At 72.5% G+C, this 22,674-nt stretch carries 20 protein-coding genes, 1 tRNA gene and 1 pseudogene; 7 read left to right on the top strand and 15 right to left on the bottom strand.

Annotated elements, in window-relative coordinates; genetic code table 11:
- From J1M41_RS05425 to J1M41_RS05455, 7 genes are all read right to left on the bottom strand, one after another.
- A partial coding sequence (locus J1M41_RS05425) for a thiamine-binding protein (RefSeq protein ID WP_206451321.1) occupies positions 1 to 355 on the bottom strand: 355 nt, incomplete at its 3' end.
- Positions 356 to 387: 32 nt separating this feature from the next.
- Entirely contained in the window at positions 388 to 1,728 is a 1,341-nt protein-coding gene (locus tag J1M41_RS05430) for an Nramp family divalent metal transporter (RefSeq protein WP_098093824.1), read from the bottom strand.
- A gap of 83 nt (positions 1,729 to 1,811) precedes the next feature.
- Positions 1,812 to 3,566, bottom strand: coding sequence for an ABC transporter ATP-binding protein (locus J1M41_RS05435; RefSeq protein WP_098093826.1), 1,755 nt, complete (start codon positions 3,564 to 3,566; stop codon positions 1,812 to 1,814).
- Positions 3,567 to 3,568: 2 nt separating this feature from the next.
- Complete coding sequence (locus J1M41_RS05440) at positions 3,569 to 4,561, bottom strand: ABC transporter permease (protein WP_206451323.1); 993 nt, start codon at positions 4,559 to 4,561, stop codon at positions 3,569 to 3,571.
- Positions 4,558 to 5,562: an ABC transporter permease gene (locus J1M41_RS05445; RefSeq protein WP_036341532.1), complete on the bottom strand. Its 1,005-nt coding sequence runs from the start codon at positions 5,560 to 5,562 to the stop codon at positions 4,558 to 4,560. The genes J1M41_RS05440 and J1M41_RS05445 overlap by 4 nt, the downstream gene beginning before the upstream one ends.
- 77 nt (positions 5,563 to 5,639) lie before the next feature.
- Entirely contained in the window at positions 5,640 to 7,322 is a 1,683-nt protein-coding gene (locus J1M41_RS05450; protein WP_206451325.1) for an ABC transporter substrate-binding protein, read from the bottom strand.
- Between the two features lie 154 nt (positions 7,323 to 7,476).
- Positions 7,477 to 8,400 (bottom strand): glycerophosphodiester phosphodiesterase, encoded by a 924-nt coding sequence (locus J1M41_RS05455; protein ID WP_206451327.1) that lies wholly within the window; start codon positions 8,398 to 8,400, stop codon positions 7,477 to 7,479.
- 100 nt (positions 8,401 to 8,500) lie between these two features.
- Here J1M41_RS05455 and J1M41_RS05460 point away from each other — a divergent pair, with 100 nt between their 5' ends.
- A complete protein-coding gene (locus J1M41_RS05460; RefSeq protein ID WP_206451328.1) occupies positions 8,501 to 9,778 on the top strand; it encodes a DUF445 domain-containing protein in 1,278 nt (425 codons plus the stop codon).
- A gap of 105 nt (positions 9,779 to 9,883) precedes the next feature.
- On the opposite strand, the gene J1M41_RS05465 is transcribed toward J1M41_RS05460, so the two are convergent.
- The 3 genes from J1M41_RS05465 to J1M41_RS05475 form a co-directional block, all read right to left on the bottom strand.
- Complete coding sequence (locus tag J1M41_RS05465; RefSeq protein WP_036383541.1) at positions 9,884 to 10,753, bottom strand: hypothetical protein; 870 nt, start codon at positions 10,751 to 10,753, stop codon at positions 9,884 to 9,886.
- Between the two features lie 33 nt (positions 10,754 to 10,786).
- The gene (locus J1M41_RS05470; RefSeq protein WP_041103593.1) at positions 10,787 to 11,512 is read right to left on the bottom strand and encodes an alpha/beta hydrolase; all 726 of its coding nucleotides are present in this window, start codon (positions 11,510 to 11,512) and stop codon (positions 10,787 to 10,789) included.
- A gap of 62 nt (positions 11,513 to 11,574) precedes the next feature.
- Positions 11,575 to 11,647, bottom strand: a tRNA-Lys gene (locus J1M41_RS05475).
- Positions 11,648 to 11,805: 158 nt separating this feature from the next.
- Between J1M41_RS05475 and J1M41_RS05480 the strand changes: the two genes are divergently transcribed.
- From J1M41_RS05480 to J1M41_RS05490, 3 genes are all read left to right on the top strand, one after another.
- Positions 11,806 to 12,480 (top strand): hypothetical protein, encoded by a 675-nt coding sequence (locus tag J1M41_RS05480; RefSeq protein WP_002856103.1) that lies wholly within the window; start codon positions 11,806 to 11,808, stop codon positions 12,478 to 12,480.
- 139 nt (positions 12,481 to 12,619) lie between these two features.
- Positions 12,620 to 13,246 carry a hypothetical protein gene (locus tag J1M41_RS05485; protein WP_036314859.1) on the top strand — a complete coding sequence of 209 codons (627 nt, stop codon included), beginning with the start codon at positions 12,620 to 12,622 and terminating at the stop codon, positions 13,244 to 13,246.
- A 15-nt stretch (positions 13,247 to 13,261) separates the two neighbouring features.
- Positions 13,262 to 14,287, top strand: coding sequence for an inorganic phosphate transporter (locus tag J1M41_RS05490; protein ID WP_206451329.1), 1,026 nt, complete (start codon positions 13,262 to 13,264; stop codon positions 14,285 to 14,287).
- Positions 14,288 to 14,376: 89 nt separating this feature from the next.
- Here the strand turns inward: J1M41_RS05490 and pstB are convergent, their stop codons facing one another.
- From pstB to pstS, 4 genes are all read right to left on the bottom strand, one after another.
- Positions 14,377 to 15,156, bottom strand: a complete 780-nt coding sequence (gene pstB / locus J1M41_RS05495) for a phosphate ABC transporter ATP-binding protein PstB (protein ID WP_036384205.1) — start codon at positions 15,154 to 15,156, stop codon at positions 14,377 to 14,379.
- 85 nt (positions 15,157 to 15,241) lie between these two features.
- Positions 15,242 to 16,423: a phosphate ABC transporter permease PstA gene (pstA, locus tag J1M41_RS05500; RefSeq protein WP_206451330.1), complete on the bottom strand. Its 1,182-nt coding sequence runs from the start codon at positions 16,421 to 16,423 to the stop codon at positions 15,242 to 15,244.
- Between the two features lies 1 nt (position 16,424).
- Positions 16,425 to 17,381: a phosphate ABC transporter permease subunit PstC gene (gene pstC, locus J1M41_RS05505; RefSeq protein ID WP_049158632.1), complete on the bottom strand. Its 957-nt coding sequence runs from the start codon at positions 17,379 to 17,381 to the stop codon at positions 16,425 to 16,427.
- Between the two features lie 134 nt (positions 17,382 to 17,515).
- Positions 17,516 to 18,628 (bottom strand): phosphate ABC transporter substrate-binding protein PstS, encoded by a 1,113-nt coding sequence (gene pstS, locus J1M41_RS05510; protein ID WP_069941087.1) that lies wholly within the window; start codon positions 18,626 to 18,628, stop codon positions 17,516 to 17,518.
- Between the two features lie 226 nt (positions 18,629 to 18,854).
- On the opposite strand from pstS, the gene J1M41_RS05515 reads away from it, so the two are divergent.
- Entirely contained in the window at positions 18,855 to 20,024 is a 1,170-nt protein-coding gene (locus J1M41_RS05515) for an aromatic acid exporter family protein (RefSeq protein WP_144826702.1), read from the top strand.
- 89 nt (positions 20,025 to 20,113) lie between these two features.
- Positions 20,114 to 21,550, top strand: coding sequence for a DNA repair protein RadA (gene radA, locus J1M41_RS05520; protein ID WP_073116271.1), 1,437 nt, complete (start codon positions 20,114 to 20,116; stop codon positions 21,548 to 21,550).
- 13 nt (positions 21,551 to 21,563) lie between these two features.
- On the opposite strand, the gene J1M41_RS05525 is transcribed toward radA, so the two are convergent.
- A complete protein-coding gene (locus J1M41_RS05525; protein WP_206451331.1) occupies positions 21,564 to 22,415 on the bottom strand; it encodes a hypothetical protein in 852 nt (283 codons plus the stop codon).
- A 41-nt stretch (positions 22,416 to 22,456) separates the two neighbouring features.
- Here J1M41_RS05525 and J1M41_RS05530 point away from each other — a divergent pair.
- A pseudogene (locus J1M41_RS05530) lies at positions 22,457 to 22,674 on the top strand (A/G-specific adenine glycosylase); the annotation flags it as partial.

Below are 22,674 nucleotides of genomic sequence, written 5' to 3' on the forward strand. Positions count from 1 at the left end.
GGGCCGGGGCGGCGCGCCGCCCCTCGTCCTCGGCGAGGGCCGACTCGAGGCGCTCGAGCTTGCCGTCCAGCTCGCCGGTGTGGCCGGGGCGGATGTCCGCCTTCAGCACGAGCGAGACGCGTGTGCCGTACGGGGACACGGCGTCCACGGCGGCGCGCACGACCTCCATCACCTCGTCCCACTCCCCCTCGATCTCGGTGAACATCGAGGAGGTGCGGTGCGGCAGGCCGGAGGCGCGCACCACGGCGACGGCGGCCGCCACCGCCCGGTGCACGGACGCGGTGTCCGCGTCGCCGGGCAGGTGCTCGGCGTCGGCGGGTTGGCCGGAGGGGGCGACGGAGAAGGCGACGATCATGGCACCAGTGTGCCCCGCCCCCCGCCGCCGGCTCACCCCCCGAGCACCGGCTGCAGGGCCTTGAGCAGCTCGTTCACGCCGATCGCCACGAACACGGCCGCGGTCAGGCCCAACAGGGTGTTGCGGACCCAGCCGTTGCGGAACTGCCGCGGCACGTCCTTCGTGTTGTTGAGGAACAGCAGGGTCACGGCCAGGAACGGCATGAACAGGGCGCCGAGCGTGCCGTAGAGCAGGATCAGGAAGATCGGCCGGTCCAGGAACAGCAGCGCCATGGGCGGCAGGGTCAGCCACAGCAGGAAGAAGCGGCCGGGCTTCGAGGACAGCGACGGCGCGTCGTCCTGGTCCAGCTCCTCGGCGGGCCGGCGGAAGTTCGTCCAGAAGTCCGCGAACATCAGCGAGACGCCGTGCCACACGCCCAGCAGGGAGGAGAAGGACGCGGCGAAGAATCCGATGAGGAACACCGTGGACCACGCCGAGCCGTAGCGCTCGGCCAGCACGTCGCCGACGTCGAGCAGGCCCTTGTCGCCCGAGGAGATCGCCAGCCCCGCCGAGTGCAGCAGCTCCACGCCCATGACCATGGTGGCGATCACGAAGATGCCCGTGAGGATGTACGAGGTCGCATTGTCGAACCGCATGACCTTCAGGTACTTCGGGACGTTCCAGCCCTTCTCGCGCAGCCAGTAGCCGTAGGCCGCGAGCGTGATGGTGCCGCCGACGCCGCCGGCGAGGCCGAGCACGTAGAACATGGCCTGGGGATCGCCGGAGGGCAGGCGCGGCACGAGACCGGCCAGGATCGCGCCCAGGTTCGGAACGGTCAGTGCCGCCGAGAGCAGCACGGTCACGAACATGACGCCGATCAGCACCGTCATGAGCCACTCGATGAGCCGGTACCTGTCCAGCCAAACCAGCCCCAGGCCGATCAGGCCCGAGGCGATCGCGAACACCTTGCTGTCCACCCCGGGGAACAGCGCCGCGAGCGGCAGGGCGGTGGAGGACATCGCCGTCGCCCCGTACACGATGCCCCAGATGAGGATGTACGGGCCGAAGTACCAGGACGTCCAGGCCCCGAGGGTGCGCCAACCCTGGAAGATCGTCTTGCCGGTGGAGAGGTAGTAGCGGCCCACGCCCTCCACGAGCACGATCTTGAAGATCACGCCCAGCACCACGGCCCACAGCAGCATGTAGCCGTAGCGGGAGCCGGCGGTCAGGGTGGCCACCAGGTCCGCCGCGCCCACGCCCGTGGCCGCGGCGACGATGCCCGGGCCGAGGGAGTTCCAGCGCGGGCGGATCGGCGTCTCGTTCAGTTCGGCGTCGGTGAACCCGACGATGTCCGGGTTGTGCACGGGGCGCCCGGGGTCGACGGCGTGGGCCATGGGATGCTCCTGCGATCGGGGATGCGAGTGATGCAGCAAGTATCACGCACGGGGCGACGCCGCTCACATCACTCCGCGGTGCTTCACACGTGCGTCCCGTCCGCCTCGACGGCGATGCCCAGCTCGTTGCCCGGGATCGAGGCGAGCAGGCGGCGGGTGTACGGGTGCCGGGGGTTGGTGAAGACCTCCTCGGAGCTGGCCGCCTCCACCACCCGGCCGTCCTTCATGACGCACACGTAGTCGGAGATGAGCCGCACCACCGCCAGGTCGTGCGAGATGAACAGGTAGCTCAGCCCCAGCTCGTCCTGCAGGCGGCGCAGCAGCGTGAGGATCTGGTCCTGCACGAGCACGTCCAGCGCGGAGACCGGCTCGTCGCACACGATCAGCTCCGGGTTCAGCGCGAGCGCCCGGGCGATCGCCACGCGCTGGCGCTGTCCGCCCGAGAGCTCGGCGGGGTACCGGCGGTGGAAGTGGGAGGGCAGGGCCACCTGGTCCATGAGCTCGAGCACGCGCGCCCGCCGCTGCGTGGCGTTGCCCCGCCGGTACGTCTGCAGCGGCTCCTCGATGATCCGGCCCACCGTGAACGAGGGGTTGAGCGAGGAGAAGGGGTCCTGGAACACGGCCTGCACGCGCTGCCGGAAGTCCTTGAGCCCCTCCCCCTTCAGCGCCAGCACGTCCTTGCCCTCGAAGGTGATCTCGCCCGAGGTCGGCTCGATCAGCTTGAGCAGCATGCGCGCCGTCGTCGTCTTGCCGGAGCCGGACTCGCCGACGATCGAGACGGTCTTGCCGCGCGGGATCTTCAGGGAGACGTCCTTCGCGGCGGTGAAGTCCTCGTGCCCGCGCACGGGATAGACCTTGGTGAGGTCGCGGATCTCCACAAGCGGGGTGAGGTCCTGCTTCGCCAGGGCCACCGTGGTCAGGGCCGCCGTGTCGTCCTCGGCCAGTGCGACGGGCGCGGGATCGAAGGCCTCGGGCAGCAGGCGGGCCGCCGCCACCGACGGCGCGGCCGCCACGAGCGAGCGGGTGTAGGCGTGCTGCGGGTCCTCGAGGATGGCCCGTGCGTCGCCGGACTCCACCACGCGGCCGCGGTGCATCACCACGAGCTGCTGCGCCCGCTCGGCCGCGAGGCCGAGGTCATGGGTGATCAGCAGCACGGAACTGCCGAGCTCGCGGGTCATCTCGCCGATCTGGTCCAGGATCACCTGCTGCACCGTCACGTCCAGGGCGGAGGTCGGCTCGTCCGCGATCAGCAGCTGCGGCCGGCACGCCAGGCCGATGGCGATCAGCACGCGCTGGCGCAGACCGCCCGAGAGCTCGTGCGGATACTGCTTGGCCCGTCGCGCGGGCTCGGGGATACCGGCGCGCTCCATCACCTCGACGACGGCGGCCCCCACGTCCTTCTTCGTCGCCATGCCGTGGGTCAGCAGGGTCTCCCCGATCTGCTGACCCACCCGGGTCACGGGGTTGAGGTTGGACATCGGGTCCTGCGGCACCAGCCCGATCCGGCGGCCACGGATGCCGCGCATCCGCGACTCGGGCAGGCCCACGAGCTCCTCGCCCGCGAAGCGGACGGAGCCTGCCGCGACCCGGCCGTTGCCGGGCAGCAGGCCGATCGCGGCCATCGCGGTGGTGGACTTGCCCGAGCCGGACTCGCCCACGATCGCCAGCGTGCCGCCGGCCGGGAGCGTGAGGGACGCGCCCTCCACGGCCTGCACGGTGCCCTGCTGGGTGGTGAACTCCACATCCAGGTCGCGGATCTCCAGCAGCGGGGCGCCGGCTGCGGGGACCGCGGGTGTCGTGCCGGGGCCGGGCGCGCCGTCGTCGTGCTTGGGGTCCATGGTCAGCGCCTCCGGGAGGTCGGGTCGAGGGCCTCGCGCAGGGACTCGCCCAGCAGGGTGAAGCCGAGCGCGGTGATGGCGATGCACAGGCCGGGCAGGAACGCGAGCCACGGGTTGATGCCCAGCTCGGCCTGCGCGTAGGTGAGCATGCGGCCCCACTCGGCGGTCTCGGGGCGGCCGCCGCCGAGGCCGAGGAAGGACAGGGCGGCCGCGTCGATCACGGCCGTGGCCAGCGTGAGCGTGGCCTGCACGATCACGGGGCCCAGCGAGTTCGGCAGCACGTGGGACATCGTGATCCGTCCGCGCGAGAGGCCGAGGGTCTGCGCCGCGAGCACGTAGTCCGACCCCTTCTGCGTGAGCATCGAGGACCGCAGCAGCCGCGCGAACACGGGCACCTGCGCCACCCCGATCGCGATCATCACCGCGAACGGGGTCTGCCCGAGGATCGCCGCGATGGACACCGCCAGCAGCAGGTTCGGCACCGAGAGCAGGATGTCCACGGCGCGCATCACCACGGAGTCCACCCAGCCGCCGAACGTGCCGGCCAGCAGGCCGAGCAGCATGCCGCCGGCCAGGCCGAACGCCGTCGAGATGACGCCGATGAGCAGCGAGGCCTGCGCGCCCCAGATCAGCTTGGAGAGCACGTCCCCGCCGAAGCGGTCCAGGCCCAGCGGGTAGCCGGCCACCTCGCCGGGGCCGGGCACGTGGGTGGGGCGGATCTCGCGCATGCCGGGTGTGGCCGTGCCCGCGTACGGGGCCAGCACCGGGGCGAGGACGGCCACGAGCACGAAGAGCAGCACGATCACGGCGCCGGCGATCGCGGCCGGGTTGCGGCGCAGCCGCTGGAACGCGGCGCCCCACACGGAGGTGCCGCGCGCGTCCGCGGCGGCTTCGGTGGTCGCCTGGGTGGCCCCGGCCTCGACGGGCGCCAGCGCGTGCTCGACGGCGTGCTCGGTGGGTCCGCCGCCGGGGCTGGGGGGCAGGTTCACGCTCATGAGACACGCACCCTCGGGTCGATGAGGCCGTAGGAGACGTCCACGACCAGGTTGATCAGCGAGTAGAGCAGGGCGATGAAGATGATGAAGCCCTGCAGCACCGGGAAGTCGAGCTGGAAGATCGCCTGGGCGAGGAACCGGCCGATCCCGTTGAACGCGAACACCGTCTCGGTGAGCACCGCCCCGGAGATCAGCAGGCCCAGCTGCAGGCCGAGCGTGGTGCTCACCGGCAGCAGGGCGTTGCGCATGATGAACCGGTCCCGGATGAGGCGCGGGGCCAGGCCCTTGGCGCGGGCCGTGCGCACGAAGTCCGCGTCCTGCACGTCCAGCACGGAGGCGCGGGTGATGCGCGCGATGATCGCCAGCGGGATGGTGCCCAGCGCGATGCCGGGCAGCACCAGGTGGGTCAGCGCGTTCAGGGCCGCGTCCCACTCGGCGGTGATGATGCCGTCCCACACGTAGAAGTTCGTGTAGTGGGTGGCGTCGATCCGCGGGTCCTGCCGGCCGTCGGTGGGCAGCCAGCCCAGCTTCACCGCGAACACCCACTTGAGGATGAACGCCAGGAAGAACACGGGCACCACCACGCCGATCAGGGACAGCACGACGGCGACGTCGTCCTGCCACCGGCCCACATGGCGGGCGGCCCAGTAGCCGAGCGGGATGCCGATGACCACCGCGAACACGATCGCGAAGATCGAGAGCTCCAGCGTGGCCGGGAAACGGTCCGCGAACTCCTCGACCACGGGCCGATTCGTCATGATCGAGGTGCCGAAGTCGCCGCGCAGCAGCCGCCCCATGTAGGTGACGTACTGCTCGAGCAGCGGCTTGTCGAAGCCGTACGCCGCGTTCACCCGGGCCACGGCCTCGGGGGTGGCGCGGTCGCCGAGCAGGGCGGTGGCGGGGCCGCCGGGCAGGCTGCGGACCCACACGAACAGCAGGACGGACAGTCCGAACAGGGTGGGGATCAGCAGCAGCAGGCGCTTGCCGATGAGTCTGAGCACGAGGGGCCTCCATGCCGGCGCGGGGGCCGGGCCGGTCGTCGTCGCGGGCGGGGCGGGTCGTCCCCGGCCCGCCGGGCTCACTCGGTCAGGTCGATCTCGTTGAAGACCTCGTCGTTGACCGGGCTCGCCGGGTAGGAGGCCACGCGCTTGTCGAAGGCCAGCGACGGGGCCGGGTGGGCGAGCGGGACCGCCGGGACGATCTCGGAGATCTGCTCGTTGATCTCCTGGTACTTCGGCGTCTGCTCCTCGAGCGTCGGGATCTGGCGGGCCTCCTCGAGGGCGGAGAACAGCTCCTCGTCGGTGAAGCCGAACTCGGGCTTCTCCTGGCCGAAGAACACGCCCACGAAGTTGTCCGTGTCGTTGTAGTCGCCGGTCCAGCCCAGCAGGTGGATGCCGTGGTCCGCGGAGCCCTGCACCTGGTCGAGGTAGTCCGGGCTCCACTTGGCCGGCTTCGCGTTCACCGTGATGCCCACCTCGGCCAGCTGGCTCGAGAGGTTGGAGAACGCCTGCTCGGGGGTCGGCATGTACGGGCGCGAGACGCCGGTGGGGTAGTTGAAGTCGATCGTGAAGCCGTCCGGGTAGCCGGCCTCGGCGAGCAACGCCTTGGCCTTGGCGGGGTCGTGCTCGTACGTGGTGACGTCCTCGCTGTACCCGTTCACGGACTTCGGGATGAACTGGGTGGCGGGCTCCGTGCCCTCGGGGAGGGTCTGCGCGATCAGGGCGTCCTTGTCGATCGCGTGGGCGATCGCCTGGCGCACCCGGACGTCCTGGAGCTCCTCCTTCTCCTGGTTCAGGCCCAGGTAGAGGATGGTGAACGGGTCGCGGGCCACCACGTTGAAGCCGGCCTCGGACAGGGCCGTGGTGTCCGCGGGGGCCACGAGGTCATAGCCGTCGACATCCCCGGCCTCGAGCGCCTGACGGCGGGCCACCGGGTCGTCGATCACGCGGAAGGTGATGTCCGTGACGTCGCCGCCCTCACCCCAGTAGTCCTCGTTGGCGGTGAGCTTGACGTCCTCACCCACGCTCCAGGACTCGAACTTGTAGGGGCCGGTGCCGGTGGGGTGGGCCCGGGCGTACTCGGACAGCTGCGGCGACTCGGCCGTGCCGCCCACCTCGTCCGCCTTGTACTCCTCGAGCGCCTTCGGCGACTGCATGGCGAAGGCCGGCAGGGACAGGGAGGAGATGAAGCCCGCGAACGGCTGAGCGAGCGTGATCGTGGCCTCGTGCTCGCCGGTGGCCTCGCACTCCTGGTAGACGGCGTCCTCGGGCTTGTCCGCGAAGCCGCGGAACAGCTTGCCGTAGTAGTACGAGAGGGTCTCCGACTGCTGGATGCCCGTGAAGTTGTACCAGCGGTCGAAGTTGGCGCACACGGCCTCCCCGTTGAACGGCTCGCCGTCGTGGAAGGTCACGCCCTCCTTCAGCTGGAACGTGTGGGTCAGGCCGTCCTCCGAGGACTCCCAGGACTCGGCCAGCAGCGGCGCGGGGTCCGCGGTGCCCGGCTTCGTGCCCACGAGGCCCTCGAAGATCTGACGGGAGACCCGGAAGGTCTCGCCGTCGTTCGCGAACGCCGGATCGAGGCTCTTGGGGTCCGAGGACGCGGCGAAGATGAACGAGCCGTCCACCTGGGCGGCGTCGCCCCCGCCCGAGCCGCCGGAGCCGCCGCCGTCGCGCTGGCTCTGGGCGCAGCCGGTGACGAGCAGGGCGCCGGCCGCGGTGAGCGCGGCGGCGGACAGGAGTCGGTGACGCAGACGGGTGGCCATGGGGGCTCCTCCGGGAGAGGTCTCAGCCGAGACGCGGGTGCGAGGGGACCGCGCCGTCGGATGTGACCTGGAGCACGGTCCTGGATGTGACTATAGCCACAAGCGCGGGCGGGGACGCAACGCGGGCCTCGTCTGCGCGTGCGGCGCGGCGCCCTCAAGCCCCGGTGGGCATCCGCTCCCGACGCGCGGCGGCCCGCTCGCGGACCCAGCGCAGCACGTCCTCCGGACGGTTGGTGGTGAGCTCCTGCACCCCCTGGGCGAGGAGGAACTCGGCGTCCTCGCGCTCGTCGACGGTCCACACCCGCAGGCGTCGCCCCGCCGCCAGCCACGCCTTCACGTCCGCCAGGTGCTCCCGCACGTAGGCCACGGAGGGCCCCGCCAGCCCGGCCCGGCCGCGCCAGACGAGCGCCTCGGACCCGGCCAGCGACTGGCGCGCCGCCGCGCGCACCGCCGCCCGGCTCAGCGGCCCCCGCGCGAGCCGGGTCGGCAGCTCCGTCGGCATGAGGTCCATCAGGGGGCAGAGGGGGTCCGTGCCGGCCAGCGGCGCCACGTGGCGCAGCGCGTCCGGGTGGAAGCTCATGAGGGACACCTGCACCTGACCCACCCGGCCGGTCTCCGGGTCCCAGCCGGCCCGCAGCAGCTCCCGCAGCACCCGCTCCTCGAGCTCATGCCCGAACGGGGAGGGGTGCTTGAGCTCCACGGCCAGTCGCAGCGGCCGGTCCGCGGCCGTCGCGATCGCCAGGAGGTCGGCCAGGGTGAGCACCTGCTCCCCCGCGCCGCCGTACGCGGCGGGCGGCGCCGTCGTCGTGGTGGGCTCGGCCCCCGGGCGCCGGGCGTGCCACGAGACGACGTCGAGGCCGCGCAGACGCTCGAGCGTGTGGTCCGCGACGGCGCCGTGCCCGTCCGAGGTGCGGTCCACGGTGGGGTCGTGCCAGCAGACGACCTCGCGGTCCCGCGTGAGCTGGACGTCGCATTCGAGACCGTCCGCGCCCACGGCGAGGGCGTGGAGCATGGCGGCGCGGGTGTGCTCGGGGAAGGCGGCGGAGGCACCGCGGTGGGCGATCACGAGGGCGGGCACGCCGCCAGGCTAGGGAGCGCGTGTGCCGACCACGTCACCGCAGGGTGCCCGGCTGGTTAACTGGTGGGGACCATTCGGTGCACGCGATCAGGAGCCTGCCGTGTCCTTCTCCCCCGACCCCGCCCAGCAGCTGCTCAGCGCCGGCGCCCTCGAACGCGCGGCGGGCCTGCGGCGCATGAAGGCCGTCGCCCTGGGGCTGCTCATCCTGCTGGCCGTGGTGTTCGTGGTCGCGTTCCCGTTGCAGGACGCCCACCCGGTGTGGGGCTACGTGCGCGCCGCCGCGGAGGGCGGCATGGTCGGCGCGCTGGCGGACTGGTTCGCGGTCACGGCGCTGTTCCGCCACCCGATGGGGGTGCCCGTGCCGCACACCGCCCTGATCCCGCGGAAGAAGGACCAGCTCGGCGCCGCGCTGACCGAGTTCGTGCAGGAGAACTTCCTGGACTCGGAGGTCGCCCACGAGAAGGTCGACGGATTGAAGGTGGCCGAGGCCGCCGGCGGCTGGCTGCGCCGTGAGGAGAACGCGGCCCGCACCGCCCGGGAGATCGCGACGGCGGCCCGGGGCGCCATGGCCGCGGCCGACGACGACGCCGTCCAGGAGCTGCTGCGCCAGCTGATGGAACGCCACATGGTGGCCCCGGACTGGTCCCCCACGCTCGCGGGCGTGCTGGAGGACGTGGTGGCCGGCCGGCACCACGAGCGCGTGGTGGACCTCGTGGTCGCCCACACCGGGGACTGGGTGGCCGCCCACCCCGAGCTGTTCGTCGAGACGGTGCGCCGCCGCTCCCCCGAGTGGAGCCCGGACCTCGTGGACCGCCTCCTCGCCGAGCGACTGCACGCCGAGACCCTCAAATACCTCGCCGGCATCCGCCGCGACCGGCAGCACGAGGCCCGCCGCGCCGTCGACGACTGGCTCGACCGCCTCGCCGACGAGATGCGGAACGAGCCGGCCACCCGCGCCTCGGTGGAACGGTTCAAGCGGAACCTGTTCGCGGACGAACGGCTGCGCGCGTGGGCCGGGCGGGCCTGGGTCTCCCTGCGGGACTCGCTCCTGGACGCGCTCGAGGACCCGTCCTCCGACCTGCATCGCGCGCTCGTGGCCGCCCTGCGCGACCTCGGCGCCCGCCTGCAGGAGGACCCCGAGCTGCGCGACCGCGTGGACGGCCACGCCCGCCGCGCCGCAGCGTATGCGCTGAGCTCCTACGGCCCGGCGCTGACCGGGGTGATCGAGGAGACGGTCGCCCGCTGGGACGGCGAGCAGACCGCGCGCACCCTCGAGCTGTTCGTGGGCAAGGATCTGCAGTTCATCCGCATCAACGGCTCGGTCGTCGGCGCGCTCGCGGGCCTGGCGATCCACGGGGTGGCGACACTGTTCCTCTGAGACGCGGCTCCCGCCCCGCACTTTCGAACGTGGAATGGGGCGAATGGGCGCTTTCGAACGTGAGATTGGGCCTCTCTCACGTTCGAAAGCGCGGGGACGAGGCCGTCAGGCGGCGGGCTTGTCCTTCTCGTCCTTGCCGCCGGGCAGGGCGCGACGGATCGCACCGAAGACGCCGCCGTCGTCCTTGGTGCCATCGGCGCGCCCCTGTGCGGCGCCCTCGCGGATCTCGCCGGGGATCACCATCGGCAGGGGGCTGAAGAGCTCCGCGGCGTTCTCCATCACGGCCTTGCCCATGGCGCGGTTGCCCACGCCGCCGATCACGGCGCCCACGCCGAACGGCACGGCGCGGCCCACGAAGCCGGCACCCTGCCGCAGGCGCATCTTGCGCATGAACGTCCTCTTGAGGCGATCCACCACGAACGCGCTGATGCCGGTGCCCGATGCGGTGCCCGCGAGCGCGTTGAGGCTGGACTGCGGGTCGTAGGGACGGCCGGCCTTGGCGGCGGCCTCGCGGAGCAGCTCCTTGGCGTCGTCGCCGAGCATGAGGCCCATGACGAGGGCCTGGGCGCGCTGCGGGTCCTGCGTGGTGATGCCGTGCAGCTCGGCGAGGGACTGCGCGTAGAGGGCGGTGGCCTCCATGAAGCCGGCGACCGCGGCACCGGACAGGCCGAGCGCGGCCACGGTGCCGATGCCCGGGACGATCGCGGTGCCGCCCACGGCGGCACCGGCCCCCGTGACGGTGGTCAGGTACTGCTGCCCGAGCCGCTCGGCGAGACGCTCCGGGCTCTCCCCCGGGTGCTTCGCCGCCATGCGCTGGATGTTCTTCAGGACCAGGGGGCGCTGGACCGCCAACACCGTGGAGAGGGCCTTCTCGAAGCCCTCCGTGGGCTCGCCGTTCTCATCGAGTGCCGACTTCAGCCCGAAGTCCTTCACCTTCCCGGACGCGTACCGGCCGATCGTCGAGTTCTTTGCCATGCGCGCCACAGTATCGGCGCGCGACCCCCGCGGTCAGGACCCGGGCGTCGCCGCGCGCAGGGAGTGCTCGAGGAAGATGCGCACGTCACGGACCTCGTCGGGGCCGGTCCCGTGCAGGATCCCGGGGTAGGTGCGCACGGTCAGGCGGGTGTGCTCCTCGGCCCACGCGCGGGTGTGGGCGACGGCGTCCGGATGGATCACGGGATCCTCGGCGTCCCGGCCCCAGAAGAACGGGCGCGGGCCCGGTCCCTCGGCCGGGGAGTCGAGCATGGCCAGCAGCTCGTTGTCGACGGCGAAGCCGCTCAGGCCCACACCGCAGGTGAACGCCTCGGGGCGCAGACGCAGGACCGTCGTCGCCATGGCCATGCCCTGGGAGAAGCCGAGCACCGAGACCGTGCGGAAGCCGGCCGCCACGACCTCCTCGGCGGAGAGCACGTCGAACACGCGGTGGGCGGCGGCGAGCACCTGGGCGAAGTCGGACTGCAGCAGCAGGTCGAGCAGGAACCAGCCGTGCGCGCCGGGGTCGCCCGGGCCTTCGGACGCCGTCTCGTCGATCTCGAAGCCGCCGCGCACCGCCAGGCCGGTGCACCGCTCCGGGAGCATCGGGAAGTGGCGGCGCGCCGCGCGGACCTCGTTGGAGCCGTAGCCGTGGAACACGAGCACCAGGTCCGTGCCCGCGCGCTCCGCCGGCGGGCGCGACCACACCACGCTGTGGCCGGAACTGATCGTCTCGGTGACTGGTGGGGGCGTGGGGCTCATGGCTCCATCCTAGGGAGAGGCCCCTGACCGGGCGTCATGCCTGGTCAGGGGCCGCTTTCCGGTGGGCCCTGCGGGGATCGAACCCGCGACCGGCGGATTAAAAGTCCGATGCTCTGCCAGCTGAGCTAAAGGCCCCCACCCGCGGCCGACGACGACGGCGCGCGGCCGACGACGGCGACCCTCGCGGGTGCCCTCCGATGGTAGCCCAGGCGTCCGGGGCACTACCGTGGACGGGGCCGCCGCCTCCGGCGACCACATCCCCACCCCGATGCGCCCTCGAAGGGAGCCCGCCCATGGCACGTCACCGCCTGCCCGCCGGCCGCGGCGCCAGCTCGAGCGCCTCGGGCGTGCTGCGCCCCCACCGGCCCCGCCTCTCGGAACCGCAGGAGCTCACGCACTTCGCCGGCGGCGAAGACCCGCAGGAAGTGGCCGCGGCGGCCTCGCGCCTGGCCCACGCCCTCGTGGCCGGCGGCCGCGCGGAGGAGGACCCGGCCGTCGTCGAGCGGCTGGTCGGGCTGGTCCGCGAGCTCGGTGTCGAGACGCTCGCCGAGCTGTGGGCGGACGCCCCGCCCGTCTCGCTCGCCGGCGCCCTGTGGCGCCTGTACGCGCTCCAGGAGGCGACGACCCGCGACGGCGAGCGCTGGGCCGCCTGGTACCGCGCCGGGCATGCCGCCTACGCCTCGCGCGTCGTGGCGGGCGCCGTCGAGCCGCCGGGGCCGGCCGAGCTGCGCCGCCTCACGGACACGATCCTCACGGGCGCCTACCGCTCCGAGATCGACGTCGCGTTCGAGCGCGCCGCGGCCTACGCCCGCGTCGTGGCCCTGGGCCAGGTCGAGCACGCCGAGGGCTCCGAGGCCGCCGCCCCGGACCGCGCCGCCGCCCTCACCCGCCGGGCCGCGCGCCTGGTCAGCACCGCCGACGCCCTGGAGGCGGCGGGTCGAGCGTTTCGGGACGGATCGCTAGACTGAAGGGGACGGCGCCGGGCCGCTGGTAACCCCGGGCTCCAACACATAGCCGCTGCGAGCGGCCTTCCGCCGAGAGGCGTTCCCGGTCCGGCGTCGTCGTCGACCCCTTCGCCACCCGTCGACGAGAGAGCGACCGCTGCCCATGTCCCCCCGCATGCCCTGGCTCGTCACGCGCGACACCCCGGCGCTGCGCCACATGGCGGACCTCGCCGAGGCCCTGCACCGGTCCGTGCATCTGGTGGCCCAGGTCGCGGGGACCCGCGGACCCGAGGCGGACCGTGCCGCCCGTGAGCTCGAGGAGCTCGACTCGTCCTCGAGCGCCACCCTCATGGCCTTCCTCACCGCGCTGCGCAGCGCCTACGTGACTCCGCTGCCCCGTCAGGACCTCTACCGGCTGGCCAGCGGCGTGCACGCGACCACCCGGCGCGTCGTGTCGGCGGGCGTGCTGATCCAGCGGGCCGACCTCGAGGAGCTGCCGACGCATGCCCTCGACGTCCTGGAGACCGTGGGCCGGCAGGCCGAGCTGCTCGCCCGCGGCGCCGCCGAGATGCGCGACCTCGACGCCCTGGAGGCCACGTGGATGCAGCTGCTGCGCGCCTCCCGCCGCACGGAGCGGATCATGGTCGAGTGGCTCGCCGATCTCGGCATGGACCTGCTGCAGCGCGACTACAACCGCCAGCGCGAGGTCGCCTGGGCGCTGCACGCGGCGCTCGAGGCCCTCTCCCGCGTGAACATGGACCTGGGCATGGTGCTCGTCCGTGAGTCCTGAGCCGGTGGAGGCGCCGTGACCGCGGGGCTCGCCGTCGTCCTCGTGCTGCTGTGCGCCGTCGGCGCGCTGATGGGGTTCCGTGACGCCCCCAACGCCGCGGCGCTGCCTGTCCGGTACCGGGCGCTGACCCCGCGCGGAGCCCTCCTCCTGACCGGAGCGGTCAACACCGTGGGCGCCCTGCTGGGCATCGGGCTCATCACGCTGAGCGTGCACTACTTCACCTCGCCCGCGGTGCGCAGCGAGATCGGCCCCCTGGCCGTGGGCGTGTCCTGCGCGGTGACCCTCGTGTGGGGTCTGCTGCTGTGGTGGCGGCGCCTGCCCGGCTCCAGCACGCACGCGCTGATCTCCGCGCTGGCGGGCAGCCACCTCGCCGTGCGCCTGAGCCTGCACATCGACGTCGCCCACACCATCTTCGACCTCGTCCGCGCCGAGGTGCTGCTCAGCCTGCTGCTCTCGCCCCTGATCGCGTGGGCGCTCGCCCGCCTGCTCACCGCGCCCGCCATGCGGCTCGCCACCCGCGGCACCACGGTCAACGTCCAGCACCGGGCCCGCGTCGCGTTGGGCATCTCCGCCAGCGCCATGGCCATGGGCCACGGCCTGCAGGCCGGTCAGCGCATGGGGGTGCTGTGGGCCGCCGTGCTGGTGGGGTCCGGGTCCGTCCTGGCGCCGGACGCCCTGACGGCCGAGTTCGTGGGGGGCGCGTTCCTGTTCGCCCTCGCGGTCGGGCTCGGCACGCTGGGCGGCGCCTGGCGGATCGCCTGGACCCTCACCGAGCGTCTCGTGCGCCTCGACCCCCTGCGGGCGTCCGTGGCCGCCGTCATCCCCGCGGGCCTGCTGTTCGTCGGATCCCTGGTGTTCCACCTGCCCCTGTCCTCCACCCACACGGCGACGGCGGCCATCGTGGGCGCCGGCCAGACGCAGACCTACGCGTCCGTGCGCTGGCCCACCGTGCTGCGCGTGGTCGGCTGGTGGGTGCTCACGCCGGTGGCCTGCGCGCTCCTCGGCCTCCTCGGCACGCTGGCCCTCGTCCCGCTGGCCTGAGGCCGCGCCCGACGACGCCCGGCCCCGCAGACGCCGCGACCCCGCCCGGCGTGCAGCCGGCCGGGGTCGGGGACGGAGCGCGGGGCGGCTCAGCCGAAGCGGCCGGAGACGTAGTCCTCGGTCTGCTGGCTCGAGGGGTTGTTGAAGATGACGTTGGTGTCGTCGTACTCGATCAGCTTGCCGGGCTTGCCGACGCCCTGGATGTTGAAGAACGCGGTCTTGTCCGCCACGCGCGCGGCCTGCTGCATGTTGTGCGTGACGATGATGACCGTGTACTCCTCCTTGAGCTCGTTGATCAGGTCCTCGACGGCGAGGGTGGAGATCGGGTCGAGCGCGGAGCAGGGCTCGTCCATGAGGATCACGTCGGGCTGCACCGCGATGGAGCGGGCGATGCACAGACGCTGCTGCTGACCGCCGGAGAGGCCGGAGCCGGGCTTGTCGAGGCGGTCCTTGACCTCGTTCCACAGGTTGGCGCCGCGCAGGGACTTCTCCACGAGCTCGTCCGCACGGGACTTGTTCAGGCGGGTGCCGTTGAGCTTGTAGCCGGCCAGCACGTTGTCCCGGATGGACATCGTGGGGAACGGGTTCGGGCGCTGGAAGACCATGCCGATCTGGGAACGGACGCGGACCGGGTCCACACCGGGCCCGTAGATGTCCTCGCCGTCGAGCAGGAGCTGGCCGTCCACGGTGGCGCCGGGGAGCACCTCGTGCATGCGGTTGATGCTGCGCAGGAAGGTGGTCTTGCCGCAGCCGGAGGGGCCGATGAAGGCGGTGACGGAGCGGGGGGCGATGTCGATGTTGACGCCCTCGACGGCCTTGAACTTGCCGTAGAAGACATCGACGTCGATGGCCTGGATGCGCTTGGACATGAGTGGTTCTGTTCCTTCGTGGAAGTCTCTGGGGGGTGCGACGGGGTCGGGGCCGGCCGCCCGGGGGATTCCGGGCGGCCGGGCCTCACCGGCCCTTCTTGGGGGCGAACGCCTTGGCGATGAACCGTGCCGCCAGGTTGAGCAGCATGACGATGGTCACGAGCAGCAGGGCGGCTGCCCAGGCGCGGGCGGTCGAGGGGTCCGCCGCTGTGGGCGAGGTCGGGGCGACCAGCTGGCGGTAGATGTACACCGGCAGCGCGGTCATCCAGTTGTCGAACGGGTTCCAGTTGATGCTGGTGGCGAAGCCGGCCGTCACGAGGATCGGCGCGGTCTCGCCCGCCACGCGGGCGATGGCCAGGGTGACGCCGGAGGCGATGCCGGAGATCGCGGTGGGCAGGACCACCTTGGCGATGGTCTGCCACTTGCGGACGCCGAGGGCGTAGGCGCCCTCGCGCAGCTCGTTGGGCACCACACGGAGCATCTCCTCCGTGGAACGGACGACCACGGGGATCATCAGCACGGAGAGGGCGATCGCGGCCGTGAGACCCATCTGCACGGACTGCAGTGCGGTGGACTTGCTGCCGGTGACCAGGGTCAGGACCCACGTGATCGCGGCGTAGGCGAAGAGGCCGGCCACGATCGAGGGGATGCCGGTCATGACGTCCACGAAGAACACGATGGCGCGGGAGAACCAGCCGCCGCGGCTGTACTCCACCAGGTAGATGGAGGTGAGCATGCCGATCGGCACGGAGATCAGGGTCGCGATGATCGTGATCACGACGGTGCCGATCAGGGCGTGGCCGAAACCGCCCGCGAGCCCGCCGGCGGGCTTGCCGTCCTCCACCCACGCCGAGTCGTCGATGCCGGTGATGCCCTTCATGTCGTACGCCATGATCTGCGGGTTGGCGATCAGGGTCGGCAGACCGGCGGAGAGGACCGACCACAGCACGGAGACCAGCGGCACCAGGGCCACGAGGAACGCCAGCCACACGAGGTTGCGGCACAGGCCGTCTGCGGCGCGGCGCCGGTTCTCCATCACGCGGGTGGCCACGTAGAGCCCCGCGATGTAGAGGATGGCGGCGATGATCACGAAACCGACGACGTTGAAGGCGCCGCTGAGCAGCACGGTCAGGCCGGCGGCGACGACGGCCGCGGCAGCTGCGACGGCCATCCAGGTCCAGCCGGGCTTCTGACCCTCGGTCAGGGAGTGACGCCGCGGCGTCACGTTGTCCTCGGTGGCCCGGGGAGAAGTCGAGACAGTGCTCATGTCAGTTGGCTCCCGAGAATTCCTTGTGCTTGTTCACGATCGCGCGGGCGATCATGTTCACCGCCAGGGTGATGATGAAGAGCATGAGACCGGCAGCGATCAGCTCGTGCAGGCGCATGTTGAACGCCTCGGGGAAGTTGAGCGCGATCTCCGACGGGATCGTCTGGTTCCTGCCGGACTCCACGAGCGACCAGGAGAAGACGCCGCCGGAGAGCACCATGGTGACCGCCATGGTCTCGCCGAGCGCGCGGCCGAGGCCGAGCATGATCGAGGAGACGATGCCGGCCCGGGCGAACGGGAACACGGTCATCTTGATCATCTCCCAGCGCGTGGCGCCGAGGCCGAGCGCGGCCTCCTCGTGGAGCTTCGGGGTCTGGGTGAAGATCTCACGGCAGAGCGCGGTGATGATCGGCAGGACCATCACGGCCAGCACGACGCCCGAGGTCAGCAGGGTGCGGCCCGTGGTGGTGGCCGAGCCGCCGAAGAACGGGATGAAGCCCAGGTTCTCGTTGAGCCAGCCGTAGATCGGCACCATCAGCGGAGCGAGCGTCAGCCAGCCCCACACGCCGTAGACCACGGAGGGGATCGCGGCCAGCAGATCGATCACGAAGCCCACCGACTGCGCGATGCGCGGGGGCGCATAGTGCGAGATGAACAGGGCGACACCGATCGCGACCGGGGTGGCGATGAGCAGAGCGATGATCGACACCATCACGGTGCCGGCCATGAGCGGCCACACGTACTGGAAGAAGGAGTCCGCAGACACGAGCTCCGCGCCCGGCTGCAGGGCAGGCCACGCCTCCGTCAGGAGGAAGACCGCCACGAAGGCGAGCACGAGCAGGATCAGGACGGCGGCCGCCAGGGCCCCGCCGGAGAGGAGCTTGTCTCCGGCGGCTCCGCGGCGGGGGCCGCGCAGGCTGGACGACTTCGGTGCCGCCTCGTTGGTGGTTGAGGACACAGTGCCTTCCCTCAGATCGACGTGCATGGTGATGGACGGGCCGCGACGAACGAGCGCCCTGACGCGGCTTCAGCCGCCGGGCCCGTGGGGCCCGGCGGCCGAAGCGGCGGTGGGTCAGCCGACAAGAAGCGACATCAGCCCTTGACCGAGATGGCCTCGATGCGCTCCATGGCCTTCTTGCGGGTGTCCTCGGAGATCGGGGCGTTGCCCGCGGACTCCTCGGCGGTCTTCTGACCGTCCTCGGACACGACGTACTCGGCGAAGGCCTTGACCTGGTCCACGGTCTCCTGCGACTCGTACTGGTTGCAGTAGATGTGGTAGGAGACCAGCACGACGGGGTACACGCCGGACTCGTCGGTGGCGCGGTCGAGCTCGATCGAGCCGTCCTCCTTGGCCTCGGACTTCTCGACGGTCGCGGCCGCGGCCTCGGCGGAGTACTTCACGTACTCCTCGCCGACCTTCACGGACACGGTGCCCAGCTCGCCCACGGCGGAGGCGTCGGCGTAGGTGATGGCGCCTTCGGTCTGGGAGGCCAGGCCCACGACACCCTTGGTGCCCTGGGCGGACTCGGCGGTGATGTCGGACGGCCAGGTCTCGACCTCGTCGTAGGACCAGGCATCGCCGGCGGCCTCGGTGAGGTAGGCGGTGAAGTTCTCGGTGGTGCCCGAGTCGTCGGAACGGTGCACGACGGTGATCGGGGTGTCGGGCAGCTCGACGCCCTCGTTCTGCGCGGCGATGGCCTCGTCGTTCCAGTTCTTGATCTCGCCGGAGAACACCTTGGCGATGGTCTCGGCGTCCATCTTGACGTCATCGACGCCCGGCAGGTTGTAGGCCACGGCGATCGGGGAGATGTAGGCCGGCACGTGGAACGCGCCCTCGTCGCCGCAGTTCTCCTTGGCGGACTCAGCCTCCTCCTCCTTGAGGGCGGCGTCGGAGCCGGCGAAGGAGGTGGCACCGGCGAGGAACTTCTCACGACCGGCACCGGAGCCGTCCGGGGAGTACTGCACGGTCAGGTTCGGAGCGGTCTCGGTGACACCCTGGGTCCAGGCGGTCATGGCCGCCTCCTGCGAGGAGGCGCCGGCGCCGACCAGGTTGCCCTGGACCTCGGAGGTGGTGCCCTGCTCGCCGCCGGCGGAGCCGGAGGCATCGGAGCCGCCGTTGCCGCTGTCCGCGGAGGAGCAGGCGGTCAGGGCGATGGCGGCCACGGACAGGAGGGCGGCGGAGCGGCCGAAGCGGAGAGCCTTCACGAAGAGCCTCTTTCAATCGGATGACGACGGTGAGGGCAGAGCGTCCGGCTGGCCCGGTTCTGCACCGCACTCGACCGTACGGTCCAGAGGTGAATCGAGTGCTCGGCCGGGGTGAACAGATGGTGAACGGGAGCGGCATTCGCAGGAATGAGCTGTGCCGTGGGTCACAATGCTTGGTTGAGCCTCGCACGGCGGGGGCTCCGCGGCGTCGGACTAGGCTGGCCGCATGACGGACCGCTTCGCCACCGCCACGGGCACGGTGCCGATGGTCGACCCCCAGACCCGCGGGGAGCGCCTCGGCCGCTTCCTGCGTCGGCGCGCCCGTGCGGGTTGGTCCCGCGTCCGCTCCTCCGTGGGCCAGGCCGCCCTCGTCGCGGTCTGCGCGGTGGGCGCCTATTGGTTCGCGGAGGCCGTCCTGGGCCACCAGCAGCCCCTGTTCGCCTCCACCGCCCTGCTGATCGCCCTCGGCTTCCAACGGGAGCCGAAGCTGCGCAAGGTGGCCGAGGTCGCCGTCGGCTGCACCGTGGGCATCCTGATCGGGGACCTGCTCATGGTCGGGCTCGGCCGCGGCCTGTGGCAGGCCTCGGTGGTCCTGTTCGTGTCCGTGATGGTGGCCCGGTTCCTGGACTCCGGCGCCACGTTCACGATGCAGATGTCCCTGCAGTCCGTCCTCGTGGTCCTCCTGCCCATCGGCACGGGAGGGCCGTTCGTCCGCAGCCAGGACGCGATCGTGGGCGGCGTCCTGGCCCTGCTCGTCACGTTCCTCTCGCCCCAGGACGTGCGCCGTCCCGCGGTGCGTCAGCTGGGTGGGCTCTACGACTCGATCGCCACGGTGCTGCGCGACCTCTCCCGGGCCCTGCGGGAGGACGACTCCCGCACCGCCTGGATGGCGCTCGTGGCCAGCCGCGGCACGCACACCACGCTGGAGGCGCTGCGCAAGGAGCTGCGCGTCACGCATGAGCAGACCGTGTTCAACCCGCTGCACCGCTCCTCGCGCTCCTTCGTGGACGACGCGGTGAACGCGGCGGACCGCTCGGACCTGGCGGTGCGCTCCCTGCGGATCGTGGCCCGGCGGGTGGTCTCGGTCCTGGACGAGGGCGTGTTCGACGACGACGACCGCGAGCGCCTGGCAGCCTGGTTCGACGACGCCGCGGACGCCGTCGAGATCCTGCACCGCTCCCTCGTGGAGCCGCAGGCCGAGGGCCGCCATCGCTCGCTGTCCGTGGCGCGGGACGCCCTGGGGGCGTCCGCGTCCGCGTTGGACCCGCACCAGCTGGGCGGCGGATCCGTGCACGGCGAGGCGCTCGTGATGCTGCTGCGGCCCATGATGGTGGACCTCATCGAGGCCACGGGCGCCGAGCACGACGAGGCGCGGGCCTACCTGCCCCGCGTCTGAGCCCGACGGCGGCGCGCGGCCCCGGCGGTCGACGTCGGGGCCGCCTGCGGGCCGGTTAACGCGTCCGCCCCGGATCCTAGAGTGGGCGCATGGCCACCAAGACCGCCCCGAAGCGCGCCCCCGGATACCGCTGCACCGAATGCGGCTGGACCACCGTGAAGTGGGTCGGCCGCTGCGGGGAGTGCCAGTCGTGGGGCACGGTCGAGGAGATCGGCCTGACGTCCACCACCGGCCGCACGCGCGCGGCCACGGTCGCGGAGGTCGCGCCGCGCATCGCGGACGTGGACGCCACGCTGGCCTCGTTCCGCTCCACGGGGGTGCGCGAGCTGGACCGTGTGCTCGGCGGCGGCCTCGTGCCGGGCGCGGTGATCCTGCTGGCCGGCGAGCCGGGCATCGGCAAGTCCACGCTGCTGCTGGACGTGGCCGCCCAGACGGCCCGCGGCGCGGGCGGCGGCGGTCCGCGCTCGGTGCTGTACCTGACGGGTGAGGAGTCGGCGGCGCAGGTGCGCTCCCGCGCAGACCGGATCGGGGCGATCGCGGACACCCTGCGCTTGACGGCGGAGACGGACCTGGGTCGGGCGCTGGGGCAGATCGAGCGGACGGACCCGGAGCTGGTGATCGTGGACTCCGTGCAGACCCTGCAGTCCACCGAGGTGGACGGGATCGCCGGGGGCGTCAGCCAGGTGCGCGAGGTGGCGGCCAGCCTCATCCGCACGGCCAAGGAGAAGGGGATCACCACGGTCCTGGTGGGCCACGTGACGAAGGACGGGACCATCGCGGGTCCGCGGCTGCTCGAGCACCTCGTGGACGTGGTCTGCCAGTTCGAGGGGGACCGCCACTCACGGCTGCGCCTGGTGCGTGCGGTGAAGAACCGCTTCGGGCCCACGGACGAGGTCGGCTGCTTCGATCTGCGGGAGGACGGCATCGAGTCCCTGGACGACCCCTCCGGTCTGTTCCTCTCGGGCGTCTCGGAGCCGGTCGAGGGCACGTGCGTGACGGTGACGCTCGAGGGCCGGCGCCCGCTCGTGGCCGAGGTGCAGTCCCTGCTCACCCCGTCCGCCGGCGGCAGCCCGCGCCGCACCGTCTCCGGCGTGGACGCGGCGCGCGTGAACATGCTCCTGGCCGTGCTCCAGCGCCGGGCCCGTTTCGCCCTCGCCCAGGACGACTGCTACGTGGCCACCGTGGGCGGCGTGCGACTCTCGGAGCCCGCCTCGGACCTGGCCGTGGCCGTCGCCGTGGCCTCGGCGAAGCTCTCGGCCCCCGTCCCGCAGGGGATGATCGCGGTCGGCGAGCTCGGGCTGGCCGGGGAGGTGCGCCCGGTGCCCGGCATCGGGCGACGGGTGCGCGAGGCCGCGCGGCTGGGCTTCACCCGCGCGCTGGTCCCCCGCTCCCCCGAGCCGCTCGGGGACGTCCCGGCGGGCTTCACGGTGGCGGAGGTCGGCTCGATCGGCGAGGCCCTCGCCACGATCCCCACGTGGACCGGCGGCGGCCCGGCCGCGCGTCCGGAGGCTGGCCCCGGCCGCTGACGACGCGCCCGGCTCAGCGGGACGGCGACGGCGACGGGTCGGTGGTCGTGGCGGGCGCCGCGGAGGGCGAGGCCGACACCGGGGAGGGCGAGGCGGACGCCGGAGCTGAGGCCGACGCCGGGTCGGAGGCGGACCCCGACGGGGAGGCGCTGCCGCTCGAGGAGGGGGTGGCCGAGGAGCCGCCGTCCTGGGCCCCCGGGGCGAGCTCCTCGAGGATCTTCAGCGCGACGGGGCGGGAGGTGACGTCGCCGAGGCTGACCGTCAGCAGATGGGGCCCGGGCTCCGCGAGAGCGCCGGGGCGGCCGCAGTCCTGGCTCGAGGCGCGGCCGGACCAGCGGTACACGGCGGTGAGCTCCTCGTGCGGGTACAGCACCCGCGGGGCCTCCGCGGGGTCCGCCTGGCAGATGCGGGTGGAGAAGACGTCGTCGCCCTCGGCCGTGCGGATCGTGAACTCCTGCCGGGCCGTGCCCACATCCTTACGGCACGGGGTCGAGGAGAGGTTCGTGATGCCCAGGCGCAGCTCGGCCTCCTCGCCCCGCTGGTACTCGGACCGGTCCGCGGAGGCGGCGATCCGCAGGTCCGAGGGCTGGCACTCGGCCGCGTCCTCGAGGGCCACGGTGGGCGAGGCGGAGCCGGACTCGGCGTCCGTCGCCGGGGCGGGCGACGGGGAGTGCACCGGCGTCGGGGCGGCGGAGGGGTCGGCGTCCTCGGAGGAGAAGGCGTCGATCCCGGCGCGGACGAGCGACACGACGGCCCACCCCACCAGGAGCAGGAGCACGAGGGCGAGCAGGGCGGCCACGAGCCGCCGGCGGCGGTAGACGGCGGGGGACGGCTTCGACCCGAGGGAAGTCGGAAGAAACGGCATGCGATCCAGGGTAGGCGGCGGCGCGCCCTACAGTGGACGCCATGCCCGCGCCCGCCCCCCTCGTCCCGCCCACGGTGGACGTGCCGCGCCTGCACGACGCGGTGCTGGGGTGGTTCGCCGTCCACGCCCGGGACCTGCCCTGGCGCAGCCCGGACTGCTCCCCGTGGGGCGTGCTCGTCTCGGAGATCATGCTCCAGCAGACGCCGGTCGTGAGGGTGCTGCCCCGCTGGCGGGAGTGGCTGGAGCGCTGGCCCACCCC

Origin of the sequence: Micrococcus sp. KRD096 (assembly GCF_017168495.1) — a bacterium.
In the GTDB taxonomy this organism is placed as follows: Bacteria; Actinomycetota; Actinomycetes; order Actinomycetales; family Micrococcaceae; genus Micrococcus; species Micrococcus luteus.

Excerpts from the sequence above, each read along its gene's own strand:
- J1M41_RS05450 (WP_206451325.1), bottom strand. The coding sequence starts at position 7,322 with ATGGCCACCCGTCTGCGTCACCGACTCCTGTCCGCCGCCGCGCTCACC.
- J1M41_RS05485 (WP_036314859.1), top strand. The coding sequence starts at position 12,620 with ATGTCCCCCCGCATGCCCTGGCTCGTCACGCGCGACACCCCGGCGCTG.
- J1M41_RS05470 (WP_041103593.1), bottom strand. The coding sequence starts at position 11,512 with ATGAGCCCCACGCCCCCACCAGTCACCGAGACGATCAGTTCCGGCCAC.
- J1M41_RS05435 (WP_098093826.1), bottom strand. The coding sequence starts at position 3,566 with ATGGACCCCAAGCACGACGACGGCGCGCCCGGCCCCGGCACGACACCC.
- J1M41_RS05480 (WP_002856103.1), top strand. The coding sequence starts at position 11,806 with ATGGCACGTCACCGCCTGCCCGCCGGCCGCGGCGCCAGCTCGAGCGCC.
- J1M41_RS05515 (WP_144826702.1), top strand. The coding sequence starts at position 18,855 with ATGACGGACCGCTTCGCCACCGCCACGGGCACGGTGCCGATGGTCGAC.
- J1M41_RS05465 (WP_036383541.1), bottom strand. The coding sequence starts at position 10,753 with ATGGCAAAGAACTCGACGATCGGCCGGTACGCGTCCGGGAAGGTGAAG.
- J1M41_RS05440 (WP_206451323.1), bottom strand. The coding sequence starts at position 4,561 with ATGAGCGTGAACCTGCCCCCCAGCCCCGGCGGCGGACCCACCGAGCAC.
- J1M41_RS05430 (WP_098093824.1), bottom strand. The coding sequence starts at position 1,728 with ATGGCCCACGCCGTCGACCCCGGGCGCCCCGTGCACAACCCGGACATC.
- pstB (WP_036384205.1), bottom strand. The coding sequence starts at position 15,156 with ATGTCCAAGCGCATCCAGGCCATCGACGTCGATGTCTTCTACGGCAAG.
- pstA (WP_206451330.1), bottom strand. The coding sequence starts at position 16,423 with ATGAGCACTGTCTCGACTTCTCCCCGGGCCACCGAGGACAACGTGACG.
- radA (WP_073116271.1), top strand. The coding sequence starts at position 20,114 with ATGGCCACCAAGACCGCCCCGAAGCGCGCCCCCGGATACCGCTGCACC.
- J1M41_RS05525 (WP_206451331.1), bottom strand. The coding sequence starts at position 22,415 with ATGCCGTTTCTTCCGACTTCCCTCGGGTCGAAGCCGTCCCCCGCCGTC.